Here is a 20,165-nt window from a genome sequence, read left to right as displayed (position 1 = left end):
TAGCATTGCTTTTAAAGGCTCCTATCTCGCACACAATTTATACAAGCTTTTAAAACTACACCCGCTTACCCGGGTTAATAAAATTTGGTACCGATAATACATGATGAACGAAATAACTGTTGACCTGGGCGAACAAAGCGAAGTTGAAGTTTATGGCGCCAGGGTACATAACTTAAAAAATATCGACGTTTCTTTTCCGCGCAACAAGCTGGTGGTGATCACCGGCCTCAGCGGCAGCGGAAAATCGTCATTGGCCTTTGATACCATTTATGCCGAGGGGCAGCGCCGTTATATGGAAACATTTTCGGCCTACTCGCGTCAGTTCATGGGCGGTATGGAACGCCCCGATGTGGATAAGGTATCTGGCCTGAGCCCGGTTATTGCCATTGAGCAAAAAACAACCAGCAAAAACCCACGTTCAACCGTAGGCACCATCACCGAGATATATGATTTTATGCGCTTACTTTTTGCCCGTACCGGCGACGCATACTCCTATACCACCGGCGAAAAGATGGAGCGCATGAGCGAAGACCAGATCCTGAAAACCATTACCGAAAAGTTCGACGGGCAACCGGTAAACATACTGGCGCCGGTAGTAAAGGCCCGTAAAGGCCACTACCGTGAGCTTTTTGAATCCATCCGCAAACAAGGGTATTTAAAGGTTTGGATAGATGGCGCCATGGCCGATGTGGAACCCAAAATGCAGGTGGACAGGTACAAGATCCATGATATTGACATTGTGGTTGACCGCCTCGTGGTGTCTGAAAAAGATAGCAAGCGTTTATATACATCCGTACAGGCCGCCCTGAAAATTGCCAAGGGCATCATCCGCGTGGGCGATAAGGACAATAACGTAGCCTATTACAGCAAGTACCTGATGGACCCTGTATCGGGCATCTCCTATGATGAACCTCAGCCAAATACATTTTCGTTCAACTCGCCTTATGGCGCTTGTGAAAAATGTAACGGCCTGGGTTATATTTTTGAGGTTGATGAGGCATCGGTTATCCCTAACCCTAAGCTCAGCATCCTGAACGGTGGTTTGGCACCTATTGGCGAATACCGCGAAACATGGATTTTCCAGGTGTTGAAATCGCTGGCCAAAAAATATGAGTTCTCGCTATCTACACCGATAGAAAAACTAACCCGCGAACAGCTGGATATTATTCTGAACGGCTCGCCGGATATGATAACCGTGGCTGTGGAGTACAACAAGTGGAATGTACAAAGTTACCAGATAACCTTTGATGGTATCATCCGCATGTTGGAAGAGCAGCAGGAACGCCGCGGCGATGAGGGTATGGACGATATGGAAAATTATCGCGTGCTCAGAACCTGCCCGGTTTGTGACGGCGCAAGGCTCAAAAAAGAATCGTTACATTTTAAGGTTGATAACAAAAATATATTTGAACTGGCCTGTATGGATATCCGTACCCTGCAGGAGTGGTTCACCAACCTGGAAGACAGGCTTACCGAACGTCAGAACGTTATTGCAAAAGAGATATTAAAAGAGATCCGTGCCCGCATCGTGTTCTTGTTGGATGTTGGTTTAAGCTATTTAACACTTGACCGTACCGCCAAAACGCTTTCGGGCGGCGAGGCACAGCGCATAAGGCTGGCTACGCAGATAGGTTCGCAATTAATGAATGTGATGTATATTTTGGACGAGCCCAGCATCGGCCTGCACCAGCGCGATAACGAACGGCTGATAAACGCGCTCAAAAACCTGCGCGACCTCGGCAATACTGTTTTGGTAGTTGAACACGATAAGGATATGATACTGGAGGCCGACCACGTAATTGATATGGGCCCGGCTGCGGGTGTACATGGCGGCCAGGTTGTTGCAGAAGGCACACCTGCCCAACTCATGGCCGAGCATACCCTGACCACCAGCTATATTAATGGCGAACGCTCCATAGCCATCCCCGAAAAAAGGAGGGAAGGCAATGGCAAAACACTGAGCCTTAAAAAGGCTACCGGCCATAACCTCAAAAAAGTTTCGGTCGATTTCCCGCTGGGCAAGCTCATCGGCATTACAGGGGTATCAGGCAGCGGCAAATCAAGCTTAATTACTGAAACGCTGTACCCTATCCTCAACCACCATTTTTTCAGGGCCAAAAAGCAACCGCTTCCTTACGAAAAAATTGAGGGCCTGGAGAATATTGATAAAGTTATCGAGATAGATCAAACACCTATTGGCCGTACCCCGCGCTCAAACCCGGCTACGTATACCGGTGTTTTCTCCGATATCCGTAACCTGTTTGTGGCCCTGCCCGAGTCGCGCATCAGGGGTTATAAGCCTGGTCGCTTTTCCTTTAACGTAAAAGGCGGCCGTTGCGAAACCTGCCAGGGTGCCGGCATGAAGGTGATAGAAATGAACTTTTTACCTGATGTACAGGTACCTTGCGAAGAATGCGGAGGTCGCAGGTACAACCGCGAAACACTGGAGGTACGCTACCGCGGCAAATCCATCAGCGATGTGCTGGATATGAGTATTGAGGATGCTACGCCATTTTTTGAGCATATCCCATCCATCTATCGCAAAGTAAAAACCTTGAACGATGTTGGCTTGGGTTATATCACTTTAGGGCAGTCATCAACCACGCTTTCAGGTGGCGAGGCGCAGCGCGTTAAACTGGCTACCGAGCTATCTAAAAAAGATACCGGCAACACTTTTTATATATTGGATGAACCTACAACAGGGCTTCATTTTGAAGATATCAACGTACTATTGGGCGTACTTTATCAACTGGTTGATAAAGGTAATACCGTACTGGTCATAGAACATAACCTTGATGTAATCAAGGTAGTTGATCACGTAATTGACCTTGGCCCCGAAGGCGGCTCGGGCGGTGGCAACATCCTGTTTTCAGGCACACCCGAAGGTTTGTGTAAAGTAAAAAACAGCTTCACCGGCCAGTTCCTGAAAAAGGAAATGGGGATAAAGTAAATAGTCATATTACCATCTTTAAAAACAACATGTACAATAAATTGTACATGTTGTTTTGGTTTTATATCTTTATGTAGAATTAATAACTAATGGAGATCACCACCTATACAGCTTTCAGGCAACAGCTAAAATCGTTCCTGGACAAAGTACGTAATGACCACAAGCCACTGCTGGTTACCAGTACCACAGGCGATGATGTAGTCGTAATTTCAAAGGCCGATTATGAAAGTATGGAAGAAACTTTTTACCTGCTAAAAAATCCGGCAAATGCTTCACGACTTTTTAAAGGTATTGAAGAATATGAAAAAGGCTTAGGAGAGGAAAAGAATCTCATTGACTAATGAAGATAATTTTCATGAGCCCAGCCTGGGACGACTATTTATATTGGCAAGCTACAGATAAATCTGTCCTGAAAAAGATCAACGCTTTAATTAAGGAAACAGAGCGCACCCCTTATGAAGGCAGCGGCAAACCCGAGCCATTAAAACACAGCTTAGCCGGCTGGTGGTCGCGCAGAATTAACTTGGAGCATCGCCTGGTATATAAAGTTGAAAATGATGCTATTTTCATATTGCAGTGCCGTTACCATTATTAAACCATTTTAGTAGCTTTACTGTAAAGCATCACTAAAATGAAGAAAGCCTTCCTATATCTTTTTGCCGCGGCTGCATTGGCAGCCTGTAAGCAGCCCAAAACCGCCGGCACCGCAAAAGCTGATAATAAAGAACTGGCCAAAGTATTTGATAACTACTTTGAAGAGTCGCTCAAATTAAACCCGCTTAGTGCCACCTATATTGGCGATAATCGCTATAACGATCAGTTACCCAATGATGGTTCGACAGAGTTTATAGCCAAGGACAAGGCATTTTATACCAACTATCTGGCACAGGTAAAACATTTTAACCGGGAGGATCTGAACGAGGCCGACCAGCTTTCGTACGATATTTTTACTTATGAGGTACAACTTTCATTAGATGGCTTTGCTCAGCATTTTGAATACATGCCCTTTAACCAGTTTTATGCCTTGCCGCTTACTATGGGTCAGCTGGGTTCTGGGTCGGGAGCGCAGCCCTTTAAAACCGTTAAGGATTATAATGATTGGTTGAAACGTGTTTCGGCATTTGCGGTTTGGGCCGATACCGCTATCAATAACTTTAACAAGGGTATCAAAGCCGGAGTGGTTTTACCTAAGGCACTGGTAGTAAAAGCCATCCCCGAGTTGCAGGACCTTGTGGTGGTTACCGACCCAACCAAAAGCTTGTTTTACGGCCCGATCACCAACCTGCCAAAAGATTTTTCTGATGCCGATAAAAAACAACTGACCGAAGCTTATAAAAAAGCTATCACCTCCACTATTTCGCCAACCTATAAAAAACTGGCTGATTATCTGAAAACAGAATACCTGCCGCACGCGCGCAGCACTTCGGGCTTTTCGGCACTGCCTGATGGGGCTGCCAAGTATACTTACCTGGTAAAACAGCAAACCACCACTGATAAAACTCCCGAAGAAATTTACCAGACCGGCCTGAAAGAAGTGAGCCGTATTCGTGGTATTATGGATAGCATCAAAACCAGCGTTGGGTTTAAAGGCGACCTGAAAGCGTTTTTTGAATACATGAAAACCGACCCTAAGTTTACCCCTTACAAAACGCCTAAAGAAGTTTTGGCTGCGTTCGAGAACATACACAAGCGCATGGAGCCAAACCTCGAAAAAATGTTTAACCACGTGCCCAAAACTCCTTTCGAGATCAGGCAAACCGAGGCTTTCCGTGCAGCATCCGCAAGTGCCGAGTACAACGCCGGATCGGCAGATGGCACAAGGCCGGGTATATTTTATGTACCGATACTGGATGCCACTAAGTTCAACATCACTTCGGGCATGGAATCTTTATTCTTACATGAGGCTATTCCGGGCCACCATTACCAGATCTCATTAACTCAGGAAAACGAATCACTCCCTAAATTCCGCCGGTTTGATGGCGGCGAAAATGCTTATGTAGAAGGCTGGGCACTGTACTGCGAATCGTTAGGTAAGGAGCTGGGCCTGTATACCGATCCTTACCAATATATGGGAGCCCTTGGCGATGAGATACACCGCGCCATTCGCCTGGTGGTTGATGTTGCCATCCACACCAAAGGTATGACCCGCGAACAGGCCATTAAATATATGATGGATAACGAAGCCATCAGTGAGCAAGGTGCAACTGCCGAAATTGAGCGTTACATGGCTATTCCTGGCCAGGCCTTGGGCTACAAAATAGGGGCGCTGAAAATTCGTGAGCTCCGTACCAAATACGAAAAACAATTAGGCAGCAAGTTTAACCTGGCCGAGTTCCATAACCAGGTTTTAAAAGATGGCGCTATGCCCCTTGCCGTATTTGAAGGTAAAATGAATGCCTGGGCTGCCAAGCAATAAGTGAATAATAAGGGAGCAGAGGATTTTTCAGTCCTTTGCTCTTTTATTAATTACCTGCCAAAAACTGATTTATTGGGGATGCCTGCGCTGCAAAGGAATTGGGTGTTATTCCGGTGAACAGTTTAAACTCCCTTATAAAATGCGATTGATCAAAGTAGCCCGCGTCATAAGCTACATCGGTTAGTTTTTGATCATTGGCATTTACCAGGTTAAGGCTATGCTGAAAGCGGTTTATCTTACAAAAAAGTTTTGGCGGCAAGCCGGTGTATTGCGAAAACAACATATTGAGGTAACGGGTAGATATATTGTTACGAACGGAAACCGCGATGATCTCCCGGTTATAATCGCTCTTGAGGTTATTCACAATATCGCCAATGAATTTAATCTTATCGTGTCGTTTTTCTGAAATAAGCAGCCTGCTGCATAAATACTCTTCAACCAGGGCTATCCGGATATCTAATCCCGGGGTATCCAGTAATTTTTCATGCAAGTTTTTTAATGATGCGCCAAACAGGTCGGCTGCGCTAACAATCTCGTCATTAAACTCAGCTATGCTTTCATTAAAAAAATAAGCAGCCGAATGCGGATAAAACCTGATGCCCAGCATCACATTTCTACCTACAGATTTTATGGCCAGTGGCTTGGTGATCTGCCCCCAGAGTTCAATAGGTGGGGTGGTATAAAATGCGCCGTCTTTTTTTGGTTTTCCAGCTTCCCTGACCCAGGTTAAATATCACTTCCATGGTGCCGCTCGGAAACACGATATCATCATAATCGGCATCTGAGTCCGACTCATAATAATACAATGTTTTAATATATGGCCTGAGCTTAACCTGCGGAGGAATTTTTTTGAATACCATGCCTTTCCCTTTCCGTATTTTTTAAATACCTACCTTTTTATTTAAAGTTATAAAAAATAAAAACTGGTAACACAAAGCAACAATAAAATGCATTTTTAAAATTGTACAAAACGGAACAATTTAACCACCAACAGTATATTTGTTTTGTAACCAGGAAATTACGCTTACCCCCTTCATTATGCAATGAAGTTAACATAAAGGTAATGCCGGTGTTTTTATTTTGCCGCAAGCCACAAACAGCTTTTTTATCATGTTAAAAAAATCAATCATACTACTCGCGTTCAGCATAGCCATTATAACAGGGGTAAATGCCCAGGATAGCTCAAGGCCCAAAACACTCATCGTATTTTTTGATGGTTTAAGGCCCGATTATATTACACCCGAGGCTATGCCCAATCTGTATGCATTCCGCCAGCAGGGTGCTTATGGCAAGCAGCACCATAGCGTATACCCTACTGTAACGCGGGTTAACTCCTCGGCTTACTCTACGGGCAGCTACCCGGCCAAGAGCGGCCTTATGGGCAATACGGTTTATTTCCCTGAAGTTGATAAAACAAAGGGCCTCAACACCGGCGAGGCTGCCGAACTGAACCGCATTAGCAAGGCCACCGACGGGCATTTGCTTACGGCCACCCCACTTGGCCAATTATTACAGGCTGCAGGTAAACGCATGATGGTGTTTAGCTCCGGCTCAACCGGGCAGGCCTTGCTGCAAAACCACCTGGTAAGCGGCGGCGCTATTGTGAATCCCAGCATGATATTGCCCGAATCTTTTAAAGATACCGTGATCAACGCTATAGGGCCTGTACCTCCAAACAAAGAACCCAATACGCTGCAGCATGTATGGGTAGCCGACGCGCTCATCAGGTTTGGCTTTGCGGCCAATGGCCCGGATGTAAGCGCTATCTGGTTTTCTGACCCTGATGGTGCCGCCCATGCCGATGGTATTGGCTCGGTCAGTGCTATGGCCTCTATCAAATCGGTTGATCATGAGTTTGGACGGATACTTGACTCGCTGAAAGCCAAAAATCTTTATGATCATTATAACATCATCATCTCTACCGATCATGGTTTTGTAACCCATGTTGGCAAACAAAACATGGCGGCTTTACTGATAGAGAAAGGATTGAAAAAAGACCGCCTGTCTGAAGATGTGGTGATTGCCGAGGGAGCTATCTACGTAAAAGACCATGACCCTGAAGTAATTAAAAAAATTGTAGCTACGCTGCAGCAGCAGGATTTTATTGGCCCCGTATTTACCAAAGGTGCCAAAAACGGCGACATGAAAGGCTGGGTTAACGGAACCCTTTCTTTCGAGGCCATCCACTGGAACCATCCTACCCGTTCGGCAGATATCCTGGTTGATGAAGACTGGGACGATCGTAAAAACAGTTTCGGTTATGCGGGCGCAAGCTTTTCGGGCGGTGTGGCTGGCCATGGCGGTTTTAGTCCGTATGAGGTTCATATTGCCTTGATGGCTTCGGGGCCGAGCTTTAAAAAGGCATATAACAGCGAGTTACCCACCTCAAATGTGGATATAGCACCAACGGTACTGCACCTGCAAAATATTCCAGTGCCCCCGCAAATGGATGGCAGGGTGGCATATGAACTGTTAACCGAAAAAGCTCCGGCCACAGCGCCATCCAAAGCTAAAACCGATGTTATTGAAACAGAAACAACAGCCCCCTGGGGAACTTACAAACTCCAGCTGCACCGTACCATACTGGGCAAATACATTTATATAGACTATGCCAAAGCCAGCCGCGTTTTAAAGGCAGGGAAGTAAAATATATTAAAGAAGCATGTCATTTCGGTTGAGCATGGGCAGGCAGTGAGCGCTGTGCGAAAGAGAAATCTTGTACAACTTGCTGGCGAATTTGCTGCTTGTATAAGATTTCTCGCTCTCGCTCGAAACGACATTTCTTTGATTGTTTCTTTTTACTCCGTTCTTAAACTTTTTACCGGATTGGCCACCGCGGCCTTGATGGCCTGAAAACTCACAGTAAAAAGGGCAATACCTATGGCAATTATGCCGGCAATGGCAAACATCCACCAGCTAAGCGGTATGCGGTAGGCAAAAGCCTGCAACCATTTATCCATGGCAAAGTAAGATACGGGTACCGCTATGATGATTGATATGAGCACCAGCTTTAAAAAATCGCGGGATAACAGCTGCACAATGCCACCAACGCTTGCGCCCAGCACTTTACGGATACCTATCTCTTTGCTGCGCTGCTCGGCACTAAAGGCGGCCAGGCCAAACAATCCCAGGCAGGAGATCACGATAGCCATGATCGTAAATGAATTGATGATGTTTGACAAGGTGATCTCCGTTTCGTATTGTTTCTGTATCTGATCGTCCATAAAGGTGTATTCAAACGGGGTCGCGGGCACATCTTTTTGCCAGATGGTACCGATCTTTTTCACCAGGGTTTGATAGTCGGCACTCCTGGCATTGATGATCACATTAAAAATATCATAAGCCTTGGGGTCATAAATGAGCATGAATGGACCAATGTTTTCATGCATCGATTCAAAATTAAAATTCTTCATTACCCCGGCTATTTCATACGGACGGTCGCCATCAAATATTTTAGTGCCGATTGCCTTTTCTGGGCTAAGATTTAGCCGTTTGGCCAAAGCCTCGTTAATGAGCACCCGGCCCGAATCATTCAGCCTGAAATTACGGCCGCTTGCCAGCTTAATGCCCATGGTAGGTAAATAATTCTCGTCGGCGGCCATATTGCGTTGATTCACAGATTCGGCCATGTTTTGCCCCGAAAGGAAAACCCCCCAATCATGATAACCACCCTGTCCAAAATAGTTGTTAGCCTTGCTTATCCCCTTAATTTCAGGCAGTTCACGTAAATCGTTCATAAAGGCATCAATGTGCTTGCGCGAGTCGTTAGTTAAAAAGGTAAAAACCATTTTCTGGTTCTTATCAAACCCGAGGTCCTTGTTTTTAATATAGTTGAGCTGGTTAAAAATGATGATGACCCCGGCTATGAGCACAATGGAAAGTACAAACTGAAATACCACCAAACTGCGCCTGATGCCCGCTGCCGAAACCTGGTTGCTAAAGTTGCCCTTCAATACTTTTACTGCTTTAAACGCCGAAAGATAAAAGGCCGGGTAACTGCCCGCAACCAACCCGGTTACAAATACAATGGATAGGAGCATGAGCCAGAGGCGGTAATCTGACAAGAACGAAAATTGAATATCGGCTTCGGTGATGTGATTAAGATAAGGCAGCGCCAGGTATAACAAGGGCAAGGCAATAAGCACACCGATGAGTGATAGTAAAAATGATTCGCTCAGAAACTGGATGATGAGGCTATTGCGGCCTGCTCCAATCACCTTGCGTACCCCAACCTCTTTAGCCCGTTTGGATGCCCGGGCGGTTGATAAGTTCATGAAATTAATGCAGGCGATAACCTGTATCAGCACCGCTATCAGTATTAATATGTATAAAAACGAACTGCTTACCGTTTTGGCAGGCTCGGCCTCATAACCCTGCGAAGTGTGTATGGCGGCCACAGGCTGCAGGTGTATTTCTTTAGTCATGCCGCGGTATTTAAGTTCTTCCCCGGCATATTTATGGATAAAAGCCGGCAGCTTTTTTTCGAGCGCGGCGGCGCTGGCGTTGGGCTGCAGTTTTACGTAGGAGTTGGCATAGTTATTTCCCGACCAAACATTGTTTTTCTTGATATCCTCGGCATAACCGCTTAACCCTATAAACATGCTGGCTTGCAGGTGTGATTGCCCAAGGCTTTCGTCAATAACCCCGGTTACCTTCAGGTTTTGTTTGCCCCAGGCATCATTGATCTCAATTACTTTATTGATCGGATCCTCGGTACCAAATAATTTATCAGCTACCGATTTCAGGAGCACCACACTATGTGGCTGCGATAACACCCTGGCTTCGCTACCGCTGGTAAAATGATAGGTAAACACATCAAAAAAGGTAGAATCAACCAGGAAGGCATCTTTTTCATAAAATGATTTTTCCTTGTAGCGCAGCACGTGCCGGCTAACCCCGAGCGTAGGTATCACCCGGGTATATTGCACCACTTCGGGGAAATCGGCTTTCATAGCCGGAACAATCGGGGGCGATGAAGTAGCAATGGTATGTTTATCGCCGGTATTGTTGATGGTGGTAGTTACCCGGTAAATGTCGCCGGCATTGCGATAATGTTTGTCATAACTGTACTGATGGGCCACAAAAAGTACAATGTACAGGCAGCACAAGGTACCCATGGCCAAACCTGCAATATTGATAACACTAAAGGTTTTATTTTTCAGCAAAGAGCGGATAGCAGTTTTAAAATAGCTTTTAAACATAACAAACGTGTTTATGAGGTTACAACAGGCAAACAATATCGCACAAGGCAGTCCAATAAAATGCCATTTTTGTAATAAGCTGATATATAATAATTTATAAATATTTTGAGATTTAAATTTGTTCGCTTTTGATACAGCGAATGTTCGGTTATGGGAGAGAAAGAATACCCGAAAACCTAAAAATTGTCATTTCGAATGAACGGAGTGAGGAGAAATCTTATCCACTTTGAAAATCCGCTTACCTATAGCATACATTTATCCTTCACTCCTATACCCATTTGAAATTATATTAGAAATCGAAGTTTTGAAAACTAAGTCTTCTCTTTTAGGTTATGGGAGATTTTATCGGGTCATTTAAAGTGAATAGGGAGAAAAGTTTGATTGAATAATTAATTTAAATAACTTGTGCGCTGCTTATCGGAGTAACAGCCCATCAAGAGGCAGAAAGAAGTAAATAAACGAAAAACGGGCTGTCACCCTGAGCCCCGTCGAAGGGTAGAGCGCAGGGGCCTGCCCACCATGGTTCGACGGAGCTCAGCATGACAGCTTTTTATTACTGCATTTTCATGGGCTATTACCCTTACTATGGCTAATGCCACATTAAATTAACCTGGTACATACACACATACACCTAATGAATACAAACAAAACCGCTCCCGCAATTCTGCAAACAAAACAACATTTTGATATTTTGGATGGCCTGAGGGGCGTTGCTGCCCTGGCTGTTGTGTGGTTCCATTTTATGGAATGGGTTTATGCGTCCGACGAAAATTTTATAGGGCATGGTTTTCTGGCTGTCGATTTCTTTTTCTGCCTATCTGGATTTGTTATCGGATATGCTTATGATGACCGTATAGGCAAAATGGGCGTTCTCGAGTTTTTTAAATCAAGGGTGATCAGGCTGCATCCGCTGGTTATACTGGGATCAGTACTGGGGCTGATCGCGTTTCTGATTGATCCCTTTGGGGGCCATACTGAGTTAATAGGGCCGGGCAAAATCATCCTGACATTTATTTGCTCCCTGCTGCTTATTCCATTCCCTACAATGGCCGACCGTAGTTTTAATCTCTTCAGCTTCAATGCACCGGCGTGGTCGTTATTTTGGGAATATATCGCCAATATTGTTTATGCATTTGTGTTGAGTAAGGTCAGTCGCGGCTTTTTGCTGTTGTTAACCATAGTTGCGGCAGGTGCCCTTTGCTTTGTAGCATACCGTTCAGGCAATTTGCTGGGAGGCTGGAGCGGTCCCACTTTTTGGGATGGAAGCGCCCGCATATCATACTCGTTTTTAGCAGGGCTACTGGTTTACCGCTACAACTGGATCATTAAAAACAAGCTGGGATTTATCGGGGTGGCCATATTACTGTTCCTGGCCCTTATTATGCCATCGTCGGCAAAATGGAACTGGTTATCAGAACCACTGGTGGTGCTGTTTTACTTTCCGCTGCTGCTGGCCTTAGGGGCAGGGGCCGTGTTAACGCCCGGCTTAAAAAAGCTTTGCATATTTTCTGGCAAGATCTCGTATCCCTTGTACATGACCCACTACGCCGTAATATGGATGTACGGCAATTATTACCTAAGCCACAAGCCGGGCACCGGGCAACTGACCATTATCATCATAACCGGCTTAATCCTGCTCACCGCGCTGGCTTATGTAGTCATGGTGTTTTACGATATCCCCGTAAGAAAATATTTAACCAATAAGCGCAATAAAAAGCTTGCCAGCCAAAAAGCGGTGGAGGTGTAAATTGTGGCTATTTAGGAAAAGGATTGTCATTATTTAATTAATTGCTGTCCGAAGTCAGAGACTTCGGACAGCATAGTTTTTATTCAATTATGTCACTATGATACTCCTCAACTTTCATTATATTAGTATCAAAAGCAAACAGCCCGGCTCCTGCTAAAGGATTCCGGGCTGTTTAGTAAAAGTAGAGAAAGCCCAAAACGGGCAATATTTCAGAAAAACACCTGACTAACAATAAATTAAAACTTTTTAAAGCGTTAAAAAACGTTATAAAACAGGCTTAAACTGATCAATTTCAACAAATTCCGAAGCTTTTAGCCATTTTTTCAAGAATTTCTGGCTTTTTTCGATCCGAAATTTGTTTAAATAAAACTTTAAAAAGTTTGGGGTTATAGCTGCTCAACAAAATCTTTCATAGCCTGCCCGGGATCGGCTTGCTTCATAAAAGTTTCACCGATCAAAAATCCGTTAAAACCGGCAAGCTTCAAATGCCGGATAGTTTCAGGATCACTGATGGCACTTTCCGATACTTTTAAAAACTCGGCTGGGATATGTTTAGCCAGTTCATACGAGGTATCAACAGAAACGGTAAAATCGGCCAGGTTACGATTATTTACGCCAATGGCATCTACCTTAGGGTTAATGCTTCGCTCCAGTTCTTCGAGGCTATGCACCTCCAGCAATATGTTCAGGCCAAGACTTTTAGCCAAAGTGGCCATGCTGTCAATCTCGGCAGGGGTAAGTATGGCGGCTATCAGTAAAATAACATCGGCACCTAATGATTTGGCCTCAATTATCTGGTATTCATCAATCATAAAGTCCTTGCGCAATACCGGGATGGTATTTACAGATCGGGCCTTTACCAGATCGGCCTTGCGGCCCATAAAAAAGTTGCGGTCGGTTAAAACAGACAAGGCAGAGGCACCCGCATTGGCATATCCATTGGTAACGGCGCTAACCCTTACCTTATCATTAATAATGCCTTTGGAGGGAGATTTACGCTTAAACTCGGCTATGATGCCGCTGCGCTGCGGGTCAAGCAGAAAATCTTTGAATGAATAGGTTGGTCGGTGAAAATATTCCGACTCTTCCAGCTTTACGTATGATACACGTTTTTTGGCAGATGCTACTTCTTTTTTCTTATTGGCAACTATTTTATCAAGTATATTCATGTAGTAATTTCTTAAACTATGCCATTGCTTTCCTGGCAATTACATATTATTTAGCATTCCGGTTAACACAAAGTTATCATTATTAACTTAACCAGTTTTTCATTAGTTCTTTACCATACTCTGTAAGTACCGATTCGGGGTGAAACTGAACCCCGCGCACGTCATATTCACGATGGGCTAAGGCCATGATCGAATTATCTTCCTCGTCAATGGCAGTCACCTCCAGCACCTCTGGCAGATCTTTATCGCTTACAACCCATGAATGATAGCGGCCTACCTTAAAACTCTCAGGCAAGCCCTTAAAAAGCTTCTCCTGCCCATCGGTAACCTTTATGGGTGTGGCTATACCGTGCATAGGTTGCTGTAAGTTGTACAAACTGCCACCGAACACCTCGGCTATGGCCTGCTGCCCAAGGCACACGCCGAATATACTTTTGGTTGGGGCGTACTTTTCTATCACCTCCAGCAGCAAGCCTGCTTCTGATGGAATACCCGGGCCCGGCGAAAGGATGATCTTGTCAAAAGCGTCCACATCGCCAATGGCAAATTTATCGTTCCTCCAAACCTCGCATTGCAGGCCAAGCTCGTTAACCAAATGCACCAGGTTATAGGTGAAGGAATCGTAATTGTCAATTATTAATATGCCCCCCGGCCCCCTGAAGGGGGTGTTTGAGGTAGTTTGTTGCTCGTTCATTGTATTATAATCTCTTAATAGAAATGATATGTCTAATATTATTTATAGTTCCCCCTTCAGGGGTTAGGGGGCTACAGTTCCTCTGCCAGTTCAACGGCTCTTCTCAGGGCGGCGATCTTATTGTCCACCTCCTTGAGTTCGCTTTCGGCTACAGAGCCTGCAACTATGCCTGCACCAGCCTGATAATGCAGTGTGTTATTTTTGCTCAGGAACGACCGAATCATGATGGCATGGTTAAAATCGCCGTTAAAACCGAGGTAACCGATGGCTCCGCTGTAAAAACTGCGTTTGGCTTTTTCGTTCTCATCAATAATTTCCATGGCGCGGTATTTTGGCGCGCCGCTCAAGGTACCCGCCGGATAGGTATCGGCCACAATTTTGAAAGATGATACTCCCGGCAGCAACTTGCCGCTCACATGCGATACCAGGTGTATAAGGTGCGAGTAGTATTGTACTTCCTTGAATGCCTTAACCTCTACCTGCTGGCAATGGCGGCTCAGATCGTTCCGGGCCAGGTCAACCAGCATTACGTGCTCGGCCGATTCTTTAGGGTCATTTTCGAGGTTACGGGCTATTTCGGCATCTTTTTCATCGTCGCCGCTGCGTTTAAAGGTCCCGGCTATCGGGAATATGCTGGCCACGCTATTTTTGATGGTGATCTGTGCCTCGGGCGATGAACCAAAGATGCGGAAATCGCCGTAGTCAAAATAAAACAAATAAGGTGATGGATTAATGGAACGCAGTGCACGGTACACATTAAACTCATCGCCCTGGAAAGTTCTGGAAAACGCACGCGACGGTACGATCTGGAAAACATCGCCCCGGTATATATGCTGTTTCATTTTTTCAACAATGGCAATAAACTCCTCATTGGTAAGGTTTGATTGTTCAGCATCCTTGCTCTTGAAATTATACTCGGGGAAGTTTTTGTTTTTGATAAGGTACTCCAGTTTTTCGATACCTCCATTTGCCGGGCTATCTACGTACTGATTGTTGAATATATAGAGTTCATTTTTAAAATGGTCAACCGCTATAATGTAACGGTAAATGTGGTATTGCATCACCGGGATCTTGCGGGCCACATTATCACTATCCTTTAATTTGATGGTTTCAAAATGCTCAACCGCCTCATGGGTAAAATAACCAAACAACCCGTTCGAGATGATCTTACCCGGATTAACTTCGGTATCAAAGCTGCCGATGAACTGGTTGATCTGATCGATCAATTCAAAGGTGCCGGCCTCATGCGTTTCCTGGCTGCCATCGGGGTACTGCTTCTTTAAAATGCCATTGTTCAATACCAGGCCGGCAATGGGCTCACAGCAAATATAACTTAAGCTGTTTTCACGGCTATGATAATCGGAGCTTTCCAGCAGCAGCGAATTGGGGAACACATCCCTCAGGCGCAAATAAATGCTCACCGGGGTAGTAGTATCGGCAAGGAGCTTTTTATGAGAGGTGGTTATTTTAAATTTATTCATGTTAGTTTTTCAAAAAGTGTATTAAACAAAAAAACCCGGCGAATTGGGGTCGCCGGGTTTCCTATTTAGGTTTACAATTGATTAGTTGTCTCAGACTAAAAAACGCAACCGGCTGCCAAATTTAATTGGTGCCACCAGCTGTTTGTATGTGTGTTTTTAATCATCGCGGTCACAAATTTATAAAGAAAAATGAATTACCAAATTTTTTCTGAAATTATTTATTAGCTAAATCCTATTAGCTACGTGGAATAAGTATAATACCTGCCGCAATTATGATTAAGCCCAGTAAATAAAAGGTAAAAATTGCCTTATGCTTAGCTTGAGGCAGCTGGGCTCTTTTTGATTTACTGTGCCCAATGGTGATCAGCACAATAGCTATTATCATGATAATCCAGTGTTCGGCGGTAAAGTAACGCAACGTTTTTTGCTGCATAGCCTCCTTGGTAAACTGCACAAACGGGCTTATAAAATATAATACAATACCAATGAGCAATTGTGTATGTGCAGATATTAAGGCAAACAAATTAAGCTTGCGGTTTCTGTCTGTATACGGACTGTTACCTGTTAAACCTACCAGAGCGGCCAAAATAGCCAGTACTATAAAAACAAGCACCAAATACCTGAAACCGGAGTGAAGATGCTGGAGAAAGCTATAAAGCGTCATAACGTAAATTTTTGCGTGAATATACAATAAAAGCAAAAGCTGTAAAAGCATGCCCGTTATTTGACAGTACGTTAACGGTATTCCGTGACCGTTTGTCGCAAACTGCCCTCTCAATTGTCTTTTTCACCACTCACCCCGCATATTCTTTAACCCGATATTTGAATTAACAAATACCACCATTAATACATATCACAGATCATGGAAACACAAAAAAGCAATTTAATACAACCCTTGCCGGTTTTAATAGGGGCAACAGCCCAGGATATGATAGGTACCTTCGCGCTAACCCCTGTTACCGACCTTAATCGTGTTCCGTTTGAGGGCAGCTGGACAGCTGCTCAATTGGCCGAACATATTGTACTGTCACTTTCATCTGGCATTAGCCTTATTAACGGAGATACCCAGGCTACCGACCGCGCACCTGATAAATACGTGAAGGATGTAAAAGACCTGTTTTTAAATTTCGACCTGAAATTTAAATCAGCTCCTATTATTACGCCTGAGGATAAGGACTATGATAAGGAAGCCTTAACCGGAGAGTTAAGAAGCCGATTTAATAACCTAATTAACCTTGCGCAAACAAAAGACCTTACTGATACCTGCTTAGCAGCAGAGTTTAAAGGGATAGGCTATTTAACCGGCCTGGAATGGGCCTATCAGCAAGTTTACCATACCCAAAGGCATATTCAGCAGCTGAAGGATATACAGGCGGGTTTAGCGGTAAATTAAAAAGCTATTATACACTTACGAAGTTTTGAAAACTTCGTAAGTGTGCCAAGTTTTACCTGAAAATAAAGTTTATTACTGCCGCGAGCTACAAGCTCGCGGCGGAGCATGGCTTCAGCTTTCAGCTGACGTAAGCTGGAAGCTTACATCATGATACACCACGAGATACGCTGCGCTAATCTCGCGGTAGTTAGTAATAATAAGAGGATTCAAACAAAACGGGCGATGAAATAACTTCATCGCCCGTTTCAAATATGTACAATCCAAAATTAGATCAGCAATCTTACAGGCTCTTCTAATAATGATTTTAAGGTTTGCAGGAACGCGGCACCTGTTGCGCCGTCAACCACACGGTGGTCACAGCTTAAGGTAACTTTCATGATGTTTCCTGGTACCACAGCGCCATTTTTAACAACCGGAACCTGTTGTATACCGCTTACAGCAAGGATACAAGCATTTGGTGTGTTAATGATAGCGGTAAACTCGTCAACACCAAACATACCTAAGTTTGATATGGTGAAGGTTGAGCCTTCCATTTCTGCCGGTTGTAATTTTTTAGATTTTGCCTTACCAGCAAATTCCTTAACCTCAACAGAGATGTGGCTTAATGATTTACCATCGGCAAATTTAATTACCGGTACCAACAGGCCTTCGTCAACAGCTACGGCAACACCAATGTGGATATGCTCGTTAGTGCGAATCTTATCGCCCAGGAATGATGAATTGATAGCAGGGTGTTGTTTTAAGGCAACAGCGCAGGCTTTCAATACAAAATCGTTAAATGATATTTTAACCGGAGCAACATCATTGATGCGGGTACGTGCAGCAATAGCCTGATCCATATCAATGCTCATCGTTACATAGAAATGCGGCGCGGTAAATAAGCTTTCGCTTAAACGGCGGCTGATAGCCTTGCGCATTTGAGTAACTGCTCTTTCGGTAAATTTCTCTTCGCCGGTATATGTAGGTAAAGTGATCGGAGCTTTTGCAGCGGCAGCAGCAGCTGGAGCTTCTGTACTTGCAGGAGCAGCAGTTGAAGGAGCCGGAGTTTTAAACTCTTCTATATCCTTTTTAATGATGCGGCCGTTTTCTGCACTGCCTTTTACATCATTAAGGTTGATGCCTTTATCTTTTGCAATTTTACGTGCAAGCGGTGATGCTTTAACACGGCTGTCATCAGCAGTTGATGCAGCTGGTGAGGCATCAGCAATTGCTGTTTTAGCTTCAGGCGCAGCAGCCTCTTCTGCAGCTGTTGCAGCAGCAGGAGCATCACCGTTATCCTGTAATAATGGAGTAATATCGGTACCTTCTTTACCTACAATGGCAATAATACCATTAACAGCAGCAGCTTCACCTTCTTTTACACCAATATATAATAAAGTACCAGCTTCGTAACCTACCACTTCCATGGTAGCTTTGTCAGTTGCCACATCGGCAAGTGAATCGTCGGCTTTTACTTTATCACCAACTTTAAAGTTCCATTTTTCAATGGTACCCTCAGTCATGGTATCGCTTAAAAGCGGCATACGTATTACTGTAGCCGGAATGCTTGACAGATCAACTTTAGGTGCGGCAGTTGCAGCTGGTTTTTTATCAGCAACCGGTGCCGGTTCTGCGGCTTTTTCTTCTTTTGCGGCTGGCTTGCTACCACTATCGGCAAGCGCGGTTTTGTAATCCTCGCCTTCTTTTCCAATTACGGCAATCACTGCATCAACCGGAACGGCTGCACCTTCTTCAACACCTATAAATAATAAGGTGCCATCCTGGTACGATTCAAAATCCATGGTAGCTTTATCAGTTTCAACCTCGGCTAATACATCGCCAGATTTTACTTTATCGCCAACTTTTTTATGCCATTTAGCCAATACCCCTTCGGTCATGGTATCGCTCATCTTAGGCATTTTAACTACTTCGGCCATATACTTTTATATGTTTTATAGAAAATTTAGTATTTATATAGTGGTGGTAAGTTTTAAGTGGTGAGTTTTGAGTTAAACTTTAAAATATTATCAACTCAAAACCCATTACTCAAAACCCGAAACTAATCTCTAATGTATGGATAATCTTCCTGAACGTAAACGTCGGTATACAACTCAGATGCATCCGGCCATGGTGATTCTTCAGCAAACTGAACTGCCTCATCAACAGTAGCTTTAATTTTAGCTTCTATTTCCTCAAACCATTTTTCATCTGCATATTTATTTTCGATGATGGCTTGTTTGGTCAGCTCTATCGGATCTTTTGCCTTATAGCTTTCCAACTCCTCTTTAGTACGGTACTTTTGTGGGTCAGACATAGAGTGACCTTTGTAGCGGTAAGTACGCATTTCCAAAAAGGTTGGCCCTTCGCCTGCACGGGCACGTGAAATAGCCTCGTCCATGGCTACGTGTACCGCAGCAGGATCCATACCATCAACAGCCGATGAAGGGATACCATAAGGTAAGCCTAACTTATAAATATCAGTTTGGATAGTAGTACGTTCAACAGAAGTACCCATCGCGTAGCCGTTGTTTTCGCAAATGAAAATTACTGGTAATTTCCAAAGCGCGGCCATATTAAAGGTTTCGGTAAGTGCACCCTGGCGCACGGCACCATCTCCCATGTAGGTAATGTTTACAAACTCAGTTCCTTTATATTTTTCGGCAAAAGCTATACCCGCACCCAGTGGTACCTGGCCGCCAACTATACCATGACCACCGTAAAAATGCTTGCTTTTATCAAACATGTGCATGGAGCCTCCTTTGCCTTTTGAGCATCCGGTTGCTTTACCATACATTTCGGCCATGATAGCCTTAGGTGTTACACCTTTGGCCAAAGCGTGAGCGTGATCCCTGTAAGCGGTTATCATGCTGTCTTCCTGTTTCATTACAGACATGGCTCCGGCTAAAACTGCCTCCTGCCCAATATACAGGTGGCAAAAGCCCCTGATCTTCTGTTGTCCGTATAGCTGTCCTGTCTTTTCTTCGAACTTCCGCATCAACAGCATTTGTTCGTACCACATCAGGTAAGTGTCTTTGGTTATTTCGATTGAACTCATGTATTTAAACAGTCAATTTCTTGGAGTAAAGCGCAAATCTAATTATATCCTTTAAATTATCGAAACTGCGGTGAATTTGT

The 20,165-nt window shown here is 44.3% G+C and carries 16 protein-coding genes; 7 read left to right on the top strand and 9 right to left on the bottom strand.

Translation table 11 applies throughout. The features are described from left to right. Positions 1-103: 103 nt before the first annotated feature. The 4 genes from uvrA (at position 104) to QWZ01_RS22130 (ending at position 5,366) form a co-directional block, all read left to right on the top strand. Entirely contained in the window at positions 104-2,950 is a 2,847-nt protein-coding gene (gene uvrA, locus QWZ01_RS22145; protein WP_290327836.1) for an excinuclease ABC subunit UvrA, read from the top strand. A gap of 89 nt (positions 2,951-3,039) precedes the next feature. Further along, positions 3,040-3,291, top strand: a complete 252-nt coding sequence (locus tag QWZ01_RS22140) for a type II toxin-antitoxin system Phd/YefM family antitoxin (protein WP_290327225.1) — start codon at positions 3,040-3,042, stop codon at positions 3,289-3,291. Further along, on the top strand, positions 3,291-3,545 hold the full coding sequence (locus tag QWZ01_RS22135) for a Txe/YoeB family addiction module toxin (protein ID WP_290327223.1): 255 nt from the start codon (positions 3,291-3,293) through the stop codon (positions 3,543-3,545). Before QWZ01_RS22140 ends, QWZ01_RS22135 begins: the two co-directional genes overlap by 1 nt. Positions 3,546-3,581: 36 nt before the next feature. Further along, positions 3,582-5,366 (top strand): DUF885 domain-containing protein, encoded by a 1,785-nt coding sequence (locus QWZ01_RS22130; protein WP_290327221.1) that lies wholly within the window; start codon positions 3,582-3,584, stop codon positions 5,364-5,366. A gap of 46 nt (positions 5,367-5,412) precedes the next feature. On the opposite strand, the gene QWZ01_RS22125 is transcribed toward QWZ01_RS22130, so the two are convergent. Both QWZ01_RS22125 and QWZ01_RS22120 read right to left on the bottom strand, forming a co-directional pair. Continuing rightward, positions 5,413-5,997: a helix-turn-helix domain-containing protein gene (locus tag QWZ01_RS22125; RefSeq protein WP_353959437.1), complete on the bottom strand. Its 585-nt coding sequence runs from the start codon at positions 5,995-5,997 to the stop codon at positions 5,413-5,415. Positions 5,998-6,028: 31 nt separating this feature from the next. Next, positions 6,029-6,226: a DUF6597 domain-containing transcriptional factor gene (locus QWZ01_RS22120; protein ID WP_290327218.1), complete on the bottom strand. Its 198-nt coding sequence runs from the start codon at positions 6,224-6,226 to the stop codon at positions 6,029-6,031. Between the two features lie 250 nt (positions 6,227-6,476). Between QWZ01_RS22120 and QWZ01_RS22115 the strand changes: the two genes are divergently transcribed. Then, the gene (locus tag QWZ01_RS22115) at positions 6,477-8,012 is read left to right on the top strand and encodes an alkaline phosphatase family protein (protein WP_290327216.1); all 1,536 of its coding nucleotides are present in this window, start codon (positions 6,477-6,479) and stop codon (positions 8,010-8,012) included. Between the two features lie 152 nt (positions 8,013-8,164). On the opposite strand, the gene QWZ01_RS22110 is transcribed toward QWZ01_RS22115, so the two are convergent. Continuing rightward, a complete protein-coding gene (locus QWZ01_RS22110; protein ID WP_290327214.1) occupies positions 8,165-10,567 on the bottom strand; it encodes an ABC transporter permease in 2,403 nt (800 codons plus the stop codon). A 634-nt stretch (positions 10,568-11,201) separates the two neighbouring features. On the opposite strand from QWZ01_RS22110, the gene QWZ01_RS22105 reads away from it, so the two are divergent. After that, positions 11,202-12,314 carry an acyltransferase family protein gene (locus QWZ01_RS22105; RefSeq protein WP_290327212.1) on the top strand — a complete coding sequence of 371 codons (1,113 nt, stop codon included), beginning with the start codon at positions 11,202-11,204 and terminating at the stop codon, positions 12,312-12,314. A gap of 386 nt (positions 12,315-12,700) precedes the next feature. Here QWZ01_RS22105 and trpC read toward each other — a convergent pair whose 3' ends face one another. The 4 genes from trpC to QWZ01_RS22085 all read right to left on the bottom strand — a co-directional run bounded on the left by trpC (position 12,701) and on the right by QWZ01_RS22085 (position 16,322). Next, positions 12,701-13,483: an indole-3-glycerol phosphate synthase TrpC gene (trpC, locus tag QWZ01_RS22100; protein WP_290327210.1), complete on the bottom strand. Its 783-nt coding sequence runs from the start codon at positions 13,481-13,483 to the stop codon at positions 12,701-12,703. Positions 13,484-13,565: 82 nt separating this feature from the next. Then, a complete protein-coding gene (locus tag QWZ01_RS22095; protein ID WP_290327208.1) occupies positions 13,566-14,177 on the bottom strand; it encodes an anthranilate synthase component II in 612 nt (203 codons plus the stop codon). Positions 14,178-14,248: 71 nt separating this feature from the next. Then, the gene (locus QWZ01_RS22090; protein WP_290327206.1) at positions 14,249-15,658 is read right to left on the bottom strand and encodes an anthranilate synthase component I family protein; all 1,410 of its coding nucleotides are present in this window, start codon (positions 15,656-15,658) and stop codon (positions 14,249-14,251) included. Positions 15,659-15,893: 235 nt separating this feature from the next. After that, entirely contained in the window at positions 15,894-16,322 is a 429-nt protein-coding gene (locus tag QWZ01_RS22085) for a cytochrome B (RefSeq protein WP_290327204.1), read from the bottom strand. 198 nt (positions 16,323-16,520) lie between these two features. Between QWZ01_RS22085 and QWZ01_RS22080 the strand changes: the two genes are divergently transcribed. Next, complete coding sequence (locus tag QWZ01_RS22080; protein WP_290327201.1) at positions 16,521-17,051, top strand: DinB family protein; 531 nt, start codon at positions 16,521-16,523, stop codon at positions 17,049-17,051. Positions 17,052-17,317: 266 nt separating this feature from the next. On the opposite strand, the gene QWZ01_RS22075 is transcribed toward QWZ01_RS22080, so the two are convergent. Further along, positions 17,318-18,967: a 2-oxo acid dehydrogenase subunit E2 gene (locus QWZ01_RS22075; RefSeq protein ID WP_290327199.1), complete on the bottom strand. Its 1,650-nt coding sequence runs from the start codon at positions 18,965-18,967 to the stop codon at positions 17,318-17,320. A gap of 122 nt (positions 18,968-19,089) precedes the next feature. After that, positions 19,090-20,085, bottom strand: coding sequence for a pyruvate dehydrogenase (acetyl-transferring) E1 component subunit alpha (gene pdhA, locus QWZ01_RS22070; protein ID WP_290327197.1), 996 nt, complete (start codon positions 20,083-20,085; stop codon positions 19,090-19,092). Positions 20,086-20,165: the final 80 nt, after the last annotated feature.

Origin of the sequence: Mucilaginibacter aquaedulcis, from assembly GCF_030409325.1 — a bacterium.
Classification (GTDB): domain Bacteria; phylum Bacteroidota; class Bacteroidia; order Sphingobacteriales; family Sphingobacteriaceae; genus Mucilaginibacter; species Mucilaginibacter aquaedulcis.
Note: the sequence above shows the minus strand (reverse complement) of the source record. Positions and strands in the feature narration are given on the sequence as shown.